We start from the raw sequence: 10,431 nt of genomic DNA on the forward strand, positions 1-10,431 counted from the left end.
AATAAATATTGTTGACAATTATCGTCAAATAGCTAAAAATTTGATATAATGGAAGAGTTGAGAAAGAGCTCAACTCTTTTATTGTGTCTTGAAATAATTTTTAAAGTATAGATAAGTATGTGTAAAGAAAGATCTGATATGTTAGAAAAAATGAATATAGAATTGGTTGGCATTGACATTCGTATCAATGAGCCTTTGAAAGATTATACCTACACACGAGTTGGTGGTCCAGCAGACTTTTTAGCCTTTCCTCAAAATGGCTATGAACTATCACGGATTGTTAAGTTTGCCAATCGTCATGGAATTCCCTGGATGGTTTTGGGAAATGCCAGCAATATTATTGTGAGAGATGGTGGTATTCGCGGTTTTGTCATTATGTTTGATAAATTAAACACAACAACTGTCAATGGCTATGTGATTGAAGCAGATGCCGGTGCAAATTTGATAGAAACCACACGAATTGCGAAATTCCATAGTTTAACAGGCTTTGAGTTTGCTTGCGGTATACCAGGTAGTGTTGGTGGTGCTGTTTTTATGAATGCAGGTGCTTATGGTGGTGAAATCGCACATATCCTCTTATCTGCTAAGGTATTAACTAAGGATGGAGAAATCAAAACAATCAGTAATCGTGAGATGCGTTTTGGCTATCGCCGTTCAGCTATACAGGATACAGGTGAAGTGGTGATTTCTGCAAAATTTGGTCTCAAACCAGGTCATTATCTTCCGATTTCACAAGAGATGACTCGTTTAAATCATTTGAGGGAGCTAAAACAACCGTTGGAGTATCCAAGTTGTGGATCTGTCTTTAAGCGTCCGCCTGGTTACTTTGCTGGTCAGCTGATTATGGAAGCTGGCTTAAAAGGTTACCGTGTAGGTGGTGTAGAAGTGAGTACCAAACATGCTGGTTTTATGGTGAACGTTGACAATGGTTCTGCAACAGACTATGAAAATTTAATTGCAGATGTTATTAAAAAGGTCAAGGAGCATTCAGGTGTGACCTTAGAGCCAGAAGTTCGCATTATCGGTGAAAAATTAACATAATAGAAAAGTCATGGAGGTTTTATGAGAATTGACTAATCCAATCATTGCGTTTAAAAACGTATCAAAGGTATTTGAAGATAACGGTACAGTAGTCTTAAAAGACATCAATTTTGAGCTAGAAGAAGGGAAGTTTTATACCCTCCTTGGAGCATCGGGGTCAGGAAAATCAACTATCTTGAACATTATTGCGGGTTTATTAGATGCTAGTAGCGGGGATGTTTATCTAGATGGTAAGCGTATCAATGATATTCCTATCAATAAAAGAGATGTGCATACGGTTTTCCAAAGTTATGCACTTTTCCCTCATATGACGGTTTTTGAAAATGTAGCCTTTCCTTTAAAGTTAAAAAAGGTTGCCAAAAAAGAAATTGAAAATCGTGTTAAAGAAGCTCTAAAAATGGTTCGTCTAGATGGTTATGAAAAACGTGCCATTCAGAAATTATCTGGTGGTCAACGTCAACGTGTTGCCATTGCGCGAGCTATTATCAATCAACCACGTGTTGTTCTTTTAGACGAACCCTTATCTGCGCTTGATCTAAAGTTGCGCACCGATATGCAATACGAGTTGCGTGAGTTGCAACAACGCTTGGGGATCACCTTTGTCTTTGTTACCCACGATCAAGAGGAAGCTCTTGCAATGAGTGATTGGATTTTTGTAATGAATGAAGGGGAAATTGTTCAGTCAGGAACTCCAGTTGATATTTATGATGAGCCTATCAATCATTTTGTGGCTACCTTTATCGGTGAGTCAAATATCTTACCGGCAACAATGATAGAGGACTATCTGGTTGAGTTTAATGGTAAGCGGTTTGAAGCAGTCGATGGAGGGATGCGTCCGAATGAACCTGTTGAAGTTGTCATCCGCCCAGAAGATTTGCAAATTACCTTACCAGAGGAAGGAAAACTCCAAGTTAAAGTGGATACCCAACTTTTCCGTGGCGTGCATTATGAAATTATTGCTTATGATGAGCTGGGAAATGAATGGATGATTCACTCTACACGTAAGGCGATCGAAGGTGAGGTCATTGGTCTTGATTTTACTCCAGAAGATATTCACATCATGCGTCTAAATGAGACAGAAGAAGAGTTTGATGCTCGAATCGAAGAGTATGTTGAAATGGAAGAGCATGAAGATGGCTTGATCAATGCCATTGAGGAGGAGAGAAATGAAGAAAACAGCTAACTTTTTTTCTCTTCCTTACTTTTTATGGGTTTTCCTTTTTGTCCTCTCTCCTGTATTAATGATTGTTTATAACTCATTTTTTGATATTGAAGGTCATTTTACTCTGGGGAACTACCAGACATTCTTTGCTAATGGAACCTATTTAAAAATGAGTTTTAACTCAATTTTATATGCAGGTGTCATTACTCTGGTTACCTTATTAATTTCCTATCCTACAGCCTTGGTGTTGACGCGACTTAAGCACAAACAATTATGGCTAATGTTAGTTATTTTGCCAACGTGGGTCAATCTTTTGCTAAAAGCCTATGCTTTTATGGGGATTTTTGGTCAACATGGTGCGATTAACCATTTTTTAGGTTTTATGGGCTTAGGTCCTCAACAAATTTTATTTACAGATTTTTCTTTTATTTTTGTGGCCAGCTACATTGAAATACCATTTATGATTTTGCCGATTTTTAACGCACTGGATGATATTGACAAAAATGTTATTAATGCTAGTCGAGATTTAGGGGCAACAGAATGGCAAACGTTTTCTAAGGTTATTTTTCCTTTATCTTTGAATGGTGTTCGTTCGGGGGTGCAATCCGTTTTTATCCCAAGTCTTAGTCTATTTATGTTGACACGTTTGATTGGCGGTAACCGAGTCATTACGCTTGGAACGGCTATTGAGCAACACTTTTTGACTACGCAAAATTGGGGTATGGGATCAACCATCGGTGTTATTTTGATTCTAGCAATGCTGATGATTATGTGGGTAACAAAGGAGAGACGTCAATGAAGAAGTTTGAAAAAATTTATCTGGCATTGGTGTTTATCATATTGTACGCTCCTATTGCCTACCTTATCTTTTACTCCTTTAATGCTGGAGGAGATATGAATGGTTTCACCAAGCCGACTCTTGAGCATTATCAAACGATGTTTGGTGATAGTCGTTTGATGTTGATTTTAGTGGAAACCTTTCTATTAGCTTTTCTCAGCTCCTTGTTGGCGACGGTTATTGGAACTTTTGGGGCAATTTATCTGCATCAAACCAAGTTAAAAACACAGAATCGCTTGTTGTCACTTAACAACATTTTACTAGTTGCACCAGATGTTATGATTGGTGCGGCATTTCTGATTTTATTTACTCAAATTGGATTTAAACTTGGAATGACATCGGTCTTGTTCAGTCATATTGCCTTTTCGATTCCAATTGTTGTTTTGATGGTCTTGCCTCGTTTAAAAGAGATGAATCAAGATATGGTTCATGCTGCTTATGATCTTGGAGCAACTCCTTATCAGATGTTAAAAGAAGTGATGTTGCCTTACTTGACCCCAGGGATTATTGCAGGGTATTTTATGGCTTTTACTTATTCATTGGATGATTTTGCTGTCACCTTTTTTGTAACAGGAAATGGGTTTTCAACCTTATCGGTTGAAATTTACTCACGAGCTAGACAAGGTATCTCTTTAGAAATCAATGCTATCTCTACCTTAGTTTTCTTCTTTAGTATTTTGCTTGTGATTGGATACTATTTTATTTCAAGAGAAAAAGAGGAGAAGATAGATGCGTAGATTATATTCTTTTTTAGCAGGGATTGTTGCCATTATTGTTTTATTATCGCTCACTTCTTCCTATATGAACTTGAAATCAGGTAATCAGTCAGATAGTAACAAATTAGTGATTTATAACTGGGGAGATTATATCGATCCAGAACTTCTGACAAAATTTACTAAGGAAACAGGGATAAAGGTGGAGTATGAGACTTTTGATTCAAACGAAGCTATGTACACCAAAGTGAAGCAAGGTGGGACGACTTATGATATCGCTATCCCTAGTGATTATACTATTGATAAGATGATTAAGGAAAATCTCCTAGTTAAGCTTGATAAAAGTCAAATCAAGGGACTAGAAAATATTGATCCTTCTTTTTTAAATAAAAGTTTTGATCCGAATAACGACTACTCCATTCCTTACTTTTGGGGAACTGTTGGTATTGTTTATAATGATCAGATGGTTCAAACAGCGCCGAAACATTGGGAAGACCTTTGGCGCGAAGAGTATAGAGATAATATCATGCTAGTCGATGGTGCAAGGGAAGTTTTAGGATTTGGCGCCAATACTCTAGGTTATAGTTTAAACACTAAGAAAATGTCTGAACTAAAAGCTATTGAGCAAAAACTGAATAGCTTGACCCCTAATATCAAGGCAATCGTTGGCGATGAGATGAAGGGCTATCTCATCAATGAAGATGCCGCTATCGGAGTTACCTTCTCAGGCGAAGCCAGTGAGATGTTAGATGCCAATGAACACCTTCATTACGTCGTGCCAAGTGAAGGGTCTAACCTCTGGTTTGATAATATCGTGATTCCCAAAACAGTTAAGCATCAAAAAGAAGCTTATGCTTTCATAAACTTTATGCTAGAGCCAGAAAATGCGGCGCAAAATGCAGAATATATCGGCTATGCTACCCCTAATAAGCTAGCTAAAGATCTGTTGCCAAAAGAGGTAAAAGATGACCCAGCATTTTATCCTAGCCAAGATGTGATTGAACGTTTGGAAGTTTATGATAACTTAGGACAGAAATGGTTAGGCATTTATAACGATCTCTTTTTACAGTTTAAAATGTATAGAAAATAAATAAAAACCTCCTTGAGTGAATAATTATTCCGATAAGGAGGTTTTTAAAATCCCATATTTTCAGTTATTAAGAGCAGAAGCTTGAAAAAAATCAATAAAAATAGTATAATGATGTATATTTTATGCAAAAAGGAGCTTATGATGGGGTTAAAACCAAACCTAAAAAAAGTTAGTTTAGGACTATTGACAACTGCAACTGTTATGACCTTAGCGGCTTGCGGAAGCAGTCAGACAAGTGATGATAAGGCGCTTAACGTTGCTCTAACAGCTGAGGTCACTACTTTAGACATTTCAAAACAAACTGATACAATTGTTGGGACAATTTTGGGTAACACAGGTAGCAACTTGCTACGTGTTGACGATAAGGGTGAGCTTGTGCCTGACTTGGCAGAAAAACTAGATGTTTCAGAAGATGGTCTAACTTATACTGCAACACTTCGTGATGGTTTAAAATGGTCTGATGGATCAGATCTCACAGCAGAAGACTTTGTTTATTCTTGGCAACGTATCTTAGATCCTAAAACAGCATCGCAATCTGCTTATCTAGCTGTGGAATCTAATATCAAAAACGCCAAGGAAATCAATGAGGGGACCATCACAGATTTGAGTCAACTTGGAGTTAAAGCTGAAGGCAATAAAGTTATTTTTACCTTAACTGCCCCAACGCCTCAAATGAAGTATTTCCTCGCCTTTTCAAGTTTCTTGCCACAGAAAAAATCTTTTGTGGAAAAAGAAGGGGACAAGTACGGAACAACTTCTGAGCACCAACTTTATTCAGGTCCATATGTCTTTGAAGGGTGGAATGGTACCAATAATGAATTCAAGTTTGTCAAAAATAAAAACTATTGGAATGCTGATCGGGTTAAAACAGAAACCGTTAATTTGGAAGTGATTAAAAAACCTGAGACTGCTGTTCAAAAATATAAGCAAGGTCAGCTTGATTTTGCTAATATCTCTGCGACACCAAGTCTTTATAAAGCTAATGCCAAGGACGACAACCTTGTTGATGTGCCAGAGGCAACGTCAGCCTACCTTGAGTATAACCAAACAGGAACCAACAAGGCTTTAGCTAATAAAAAAATTCGTCAAGCTTTGAACTTAGCGACTAATCGTGAAACTTTTGTAGAAACAGTTGTTCCAACTGGCTCTCGTCCAGCAACAGGTTTGGCACCTTATGGTTTGGCAACTGTTGGTGGAAAAGATTTGTCAGAACTGGTTGCTCCAGGCTATACTTATGACTTAGCAGAAGCTAAAAAATTGTTTGAAGAAGGATTGAAAGAAATTGGTGAGTCAAAGGTTAGCTTGACCATTACAGCAGATTCAGATTCTGCTGTTGCAAAATCAGCTTTGACTTATCTACAAGGAGCATGGGAAAAAGCCTTTTCAGGCTTAACGATTGAAACAAAATTTGTCCCTCTCAAGCAACGTTTAGAAGATGCTAGCAAACAAAACTTTGATATTATCTTCTCTCTTTGGATGGGAGACTACCCTGAGGGGTCAACTTTCTATGGTATTTTTGCTAAAGGAGCTTACTACAATAGCGGTCAATTTGATAATGTCGCTTACAACCAAGCTTATCAGGAAGCCATTACGACAAATGCTTTAAATCCTGAAAAAGCCGTCGAAAACTATAAGGCAGCTGAAAAAGCCTTGATGGATGAAGCTAACTTTAACCCTCTGTTCTTCCGAGGATCAAAAGCCCTACAAAATCCTGACTTGACAGGCGTTGTCCGTCATACTACTGGTTTGCCTTTAGATTTAACCTATGCTTATAAAAAATAAATCTATCAATAAAAAGATGGCAATTTAAGCTTTTTAAATCATTCTAAGTTTAGAGACTGGATTTTTCCAGTCTTTTTAAGATGAAAGTGGTTATTTCCTATTTTTAGTCTATTATTTTTTCCAAAAAATTTTTATAATAGAAGTAAGAAAGGGCGGAAACAGGATGGAAATTCTTAAAGTTTATAACAATAACATTGTGCAAGTTAGTGATGAGACTGGAAAAGAGTTGATTGTCATGGGAAAAGGGCTAGGTTTTCAAAAGAAAGTAGGCCAAGAGATTGATCATGAACAGATTGAAAAGCGTTTTGTTCTAGAAAAAGATGCCTCACAGGGTCAGCTTGATTTAGCCAGTTTAGCGCTATCGGCAGATGAGATGGAATTGATTCAGAGCTTAATTACCCGTGCAGAAGAAGTACTAAATGAAAAATTTGATTTGTCTCTTTATATTGCTTTAGGTGATCACCTTCACTATGCTTTGGCGCGTCTGAAAGAAGGACTGGTGCTTCAAAATCCCTTGACTTGGGAAGTAAGAAAATTTTATCTGAAAGAATATCAATTGGGGCTTGAAGCTTTAGATTTAATAAAGGCCAAATTTCAACTGGATGTTCCTGAAGATGAGGCGGCTTCAATTGCTCTACATTTTGTGAATGCTCAAAAAAATGCAGATCAATTTTCTAGTCATAAAGGACTGACAAAATTAGTCCAACAATTATTGGATATTGTTCGCTTGTATTATGGACAAATCGCTGATGAAAACTCAGTGTCTTATCATCGTTTTGTGACCCATTTAAACTATTTTGCTCAAAGGGTTTTGTCCAACATGGAAGAAGGTCAAAATGATGAGTTTTTGTACGAACAGGTGCAACATAATTATCCAGAAGCATTTGCGTGTAGTCAGCGAATAAAGATTTTTGTTGAGCAAGCTTATGATTTTAAGATGAGCAAAGATGAACAGGTGTATCTGACCATTCATCTACAACGTTTAGAAAAAAAGTAAATTTTTGAAAAGAAAACGCTTGCAATTTCTCTGAATTATGTTATAATAAATAGCGTAGTAAAGGATTGTTACTGGTAGGCAGGCAAAACCTAAATATATACGAAACATTATCTCTTTTTGTCATGTGAAAGAGAGACGTTTGGTATATATTTAGGTTTTTCTGTTTTTCCAGAAAAGAAAGGAGCCAGATATGGCAAAGGATTATTCAGAACTTGCAAAAGATATTGTCGCACACGTAGGGGGCAAAGAAAATGTTGTCGATTTACGGCATTGTGTGACACGCTTGCGTTTTCGTCTAAAAGATGAGGCTAAGGCAGACACGGACTATCTTAAACAAAGAGAAGGTGTGGTAACAGTTGTTAAGGCGGGTGGACAATACCAAGTGGTGATTGGTAACCACGTCCCAGATGTTTATGCAGCTGTCCTAGCGCAAGGCGTATCAGGAGTTGGTGAGGTTGATGCTGTTGATAACCAAGCAGAAAAAGGGAATCTTTTTGACCGCTTTGTTGACTTAGTTTCTGGTATTTTCCAACCCTTCTTAGGACCTTTGGCAGCTGCTGGTATTATCAAGGGAATTGTTGCTATTATGGGTGCTCAAGGACTGAGTGCTGATAACAGCGCACTTTATGTGATTTTAAATGCAGCAGGAGATGGTTTTTTCCAATATCTACCTTTGATGATTTCCCTCACTGCGGCACGTAAATTCAAGCTCAATGAATTTACAGCCCTTGCCATTGGTGCAGCTTTGGTTTATCCGACCTTATCAAGTTCAGTTGATGCCTTGAGTAAAGCTAACCTCAATCATGTTTTTGGTATTCCATTTACGCTTCCGACAGGTGGCTATCTCTCTACTGTAATGCCCGCTATCTTGGCGATTTGGGTGGCTTCTCATATTGAAAAAGCGGTTCGTAAAGTAACACCAGATGTTGTTAAACTTTTTGTGGTTCCATTTGTAACCTTGTTGATTTCAGTTCCTTTAACCTTCTTGGTGGTTGGTCCAGTTGCTAACTTGGCCTCTGATGGTCTTAGTAGTTTCTTCCAAGCTATTATGAACTTTAGTCCGATTTTATATGGTTTAGTTCTAGGTGCTATGTGGCAAGTTATGGTTATGTTTGGTTTACACTGGGCTATTGTTCCGCTTGCTATCTTAGATACAGCAACTAAGGGACAATCTTCTATCTTAGTACCTGCACTTTTACCGAACTTTACGCAAACAGGAGTTCTTTTAGCTATTATGCTTAAGACAAGAGAACAAAAAGTAAAATCAGTTGCCATGCCTGCTTTTATCTCCTCTATTTTTGGGGTAACAGAGCCTGCAATTTATGGGGTAACTTTACCAATGCGCACACCATTTATTATTAGTTGTGCAGTCAGCGGGCTAATTGGGGCTTATATGATGTTTGCAAATGTTATTGGTTATTCTGTTGGAGCACTGGGAGTTTTCTTATATCCATCATTAGTTAACTCTAAAACAGGGGATATGTCTGGTATGTATGTCGCTATTATGGCTTCTATTGCTGCAGTTGTAATTGCTTTTCTGATTCAATACTTTGTTCCTGTTCCAACACTTTATGGAAATCCAGATACTAAAAAAGAAGAACCAGTTATTCCAAAAGCCAAAGAACTACAATCTAACATTTTAGCTAGTCCTATGATTGGTAAAGTGGTGAAACTTGCTGATGTGCCAGATGAAGTATTTGCTTCAGGTGCCATGGGAGCAGGTATTGCGATTGACCCAACAGATGGTATAGTAGTAGCACCAGCTAATGCAGAAGTTACTCTTCTTTTCCCAACCAAACATGCTATCGGCTTAAAAACAGAAGATGGTCTAGAATTGCTGATTCATGTCGGTATGGATACCGTCTCACTTGCAGGTAAAGGTTTCAAATCATTTGTTGAGGTAGGGGATACTGTTCAAGCAGGTCAAAAACTTCTTGAATTTGATGTTAATACCATCAAAGAAGCAGGACTTCCTGTTATTGCACCAATTGTCATCACTAATTCAGCTGACTTTGAAGATGTCTTGACTACCCAAGAAAGCCGTATCGATGTTGGAGATTATCTTTTGACGGTTGTAAAATAAATACAAATAAAAACCTACTGTATTTAGCTTTTAAAGCTAGTTTAGTAGGTTTTTTGTTTTTTAATTGTATAGAAAGTATACTTTTGATAGTAAGGTTTATGTTAATAGCTTACATCATATTCATTAACTAATAAAGCTGGGAGAGTTTTTGTTGCCCCAAAGACAGTTTCGTAACTAGTCAGTCCCATGTTAAATCCGTAGAGAGTGACTGTATCATCCTCAGCTATAACATCATTATAAGTTGAAGAGTAAATTTGGGCTAAAATAATTTGATCATAGTCTCCATTAATAGCTACTCGTAAAATATGGTCTCCGTCACTTTCAGTATTTTGAACAACGGTTCCTGTCAATTGTATTTTTTCAGAAATTTTTACATCGTCATGATTCCAAGTGTTAAAATCTACAGTTTGATAACTGTTTGGATCAAAAGGTTGAGAACTACTTGTTGATGTTGAAGATGAGGAAGACGAACTAGAGCTACTTGAAGAATATGAACTGCTTGAAGAGCTACTTTCTTCGTATGTAGTGTCCTCATCAGAGTAATCTTTAGTTTCTTCGCTAGATAAATATGTTGTTTCGCTAGTGGTTTCTGTTTCAGTATCTGGATTTGTATCATTCAATCCAATGAGCATCACGAAAAGTAGAGTTATCATTGCACCAACACTAGACCATATTTTCTTTTTATTTCTAGGTTTTTGAACTAGAAAAACAATGAATAAAGTGGT

9 protein-coding genes are annotated in these 10,431 nt (G+C 37.3%); 8 read left to right on the top strand and 1 reads right to left on the bottom strand.

All coding sequences use genetic code 11. The features are described 5' to 3' along the window. Window positions 1-138: 138 nt before the first annotated feature. The 8 genes from murB to ACQRDX_RS08685 all read left to right on the top strand — a co-directional run bounded on the left by murB (window position 139) and on the right by ACQRDX_RS08685 (window position 9,706). Entirely contained in the window at window positions 139-1,041 is a 903-nt protein-coding gene (gene murB / locus ACQRDX_RS08650) for a UDP-N-acetylmuramate dehydrogenase (RefSeq protein WP_427896451.1), read from the top strand. 28 nt (window positions 1,042-1,069) lie between these two features. Beyond that, window positions 1,070-2,224 carry an ABC transporter ATP-binding protein gene (locus ACQRDX_RS08655; protein ID WP_354367837.1) on the top strand — a complete coding sequence of 385 codons (1,155 nt, stop codon included), beginning with the start codon at window positions 1,070-1,072 and terminating at the stop codon, window positions 2,222-2,224. Then, a complete protein-coding gene (locus ACQRDX_RS08660) occupies window positions 2,208-3,002 on the top strand; it encodes an ABC transporter permease (protein WP_427896448.1) in 795 nt (264 codons plus the stop codon). The genes ACQRDX_RS08655 and ACQRDX_RS08660 overlap by 17 nt, the downstream gene beginning before the upstream one ends. Next, window positions 2,999-3,778, top strand: coding sequence for an ABC transporter permease (locus tag ACQRDX_RS08665; protein WP_354367833.1), 780 nt, complete (start codon window positions 2,999-3,001; stop codon window positions 3,776-3,778). Before ACQRDX_RS08660 ends, ACQRDX_RS08665 begins: the two co-directional genes overlap by 4 nt. Continuing rightward, window positions 3,771-4,844: an ABC transporter substrate-binding protein gene (locus ACQRDX_RS08670; protein ID WP_427896446.1), complete on the top strand. Its 1,074-nt coding sequence runs from the start codon at window positions 3,771-3,773 to the stop codon at window positions 4,842-4,844. The genes ACQRDX_RS08665 and ACQRDX_RS08670 overlap by 8 nt, the downstream gene beginning before the upstream one ends. 141 nt (window positions 4,845-4,985) lie before the next feature. Beyond that, window positions 4,986-6,626: a peptide ABC transporter substrate-binding protein gene (locus ACQRDX_RS08675; RefSeq protein WP_427896444.1), complete on the top strand. Its 1,641-nt coding sequence runs from the start codon at window positions 4,986-4,988 to the stop codon at window positions 6,624-6,626. Between the two features lie 163 nt (window positions 6,627-6,789). Further along, window positions 6,790-7,623 carry a BglG family transcription antiterminator LicT gene (licT, locus tag ACQRDX_RS08680; RefSeq protein ID WP_427896442.1) on the top strand — a complete coding sequence of 278 codons (834 nt, stop codon included), beginning with the start codon at window positions 6,790-6,792 and terminating at the stop codon, window positions 7,621-7,623. 190 nt (window positions 7,624-7,813) lie between these two features. Next, window positions 7,814-9,706, top strand: coding sequence for a beta-glucoside-specific PTS transporter subunit IIABC (locus tag ACQRDX_RS08685; protein ID WP_427896440.1), 1,893 nt, complete (start codon window positions 7,814-7,816; stop codon window positions 9,704-9,706). 101 nt (window positions 9,707-9,807) lie between these two features. Here the strand turns inward: ACQRDX_RS08685 and ACQRDX_RS08690 are convergent. Then, on the bottom strand, window positions 9,808-10,431 hold a 624-nt coding region (locus tag ACQRDX_RS08690; protein ID WP_427896438.1), incomplete at its 5' end, for a hypothetical protein.

Source organism: Streptococcus sp. SGI.013, from assembly GCF_050315295.1.
GTDB classification, from domain to species: domain Bacteria; phylum Bacillota; class Bacilli; order Lactobacillales; family Streptococcaceae; genus Streptococcus; species Streptococcus porcorum.

Bases quoted from the DNA above. Each gene is read 5' to 3' on its own strand.
- licT (WP_427896442.1), top strand. From the start codon at position 6,790: ATGGAAATTCTTAAAGTTTATAACAATAACATTGTGCAAGTTAGTGAT.
- ACQRDX_RS08685 (WP_427896440.1), top strand. From the start codon at position 7,814: ATGGCAAAGGATTATTCAGAACTTGCAAAAGATATTGTCGCACACGTA.
- murB (WP_427896451.1), top strand. From the start codon at position 139: ATGTTAGAAAAAATGAATATAGAATTGGTTGGCATTGACATTCGTATC.
- ACQRDX_RS08660 (WP_427896448.1), top strand. From the start codon at position 2,208: ATGAAGAAAACAGCTAACTTTTTTTCTCTTCCTTACTTTTTATGGGTT.
- ACQRDX_RS08675 (WP_427896444.1), top strand. From the start codon at position 4,986: ATGGGGTTAAAACCAAACCTAAAAAAAGTTAGTTTAGGACTATTGACA.
- ACQRDX_RS08670 (WP_427896446.1), top strand. From the start codon at position 3,771: ATGCGTAGATTATATTCTTTTTTAGCAGGGATTGTTGCCATTATTGTT.
- ACQRDX_RS08665 (WP_354367833.1), top strand. From the start codon at position 2,999: ATGAAGAAGTTTGAAAAAATTTATCTGGCATTGGTGTTTATCATATTG.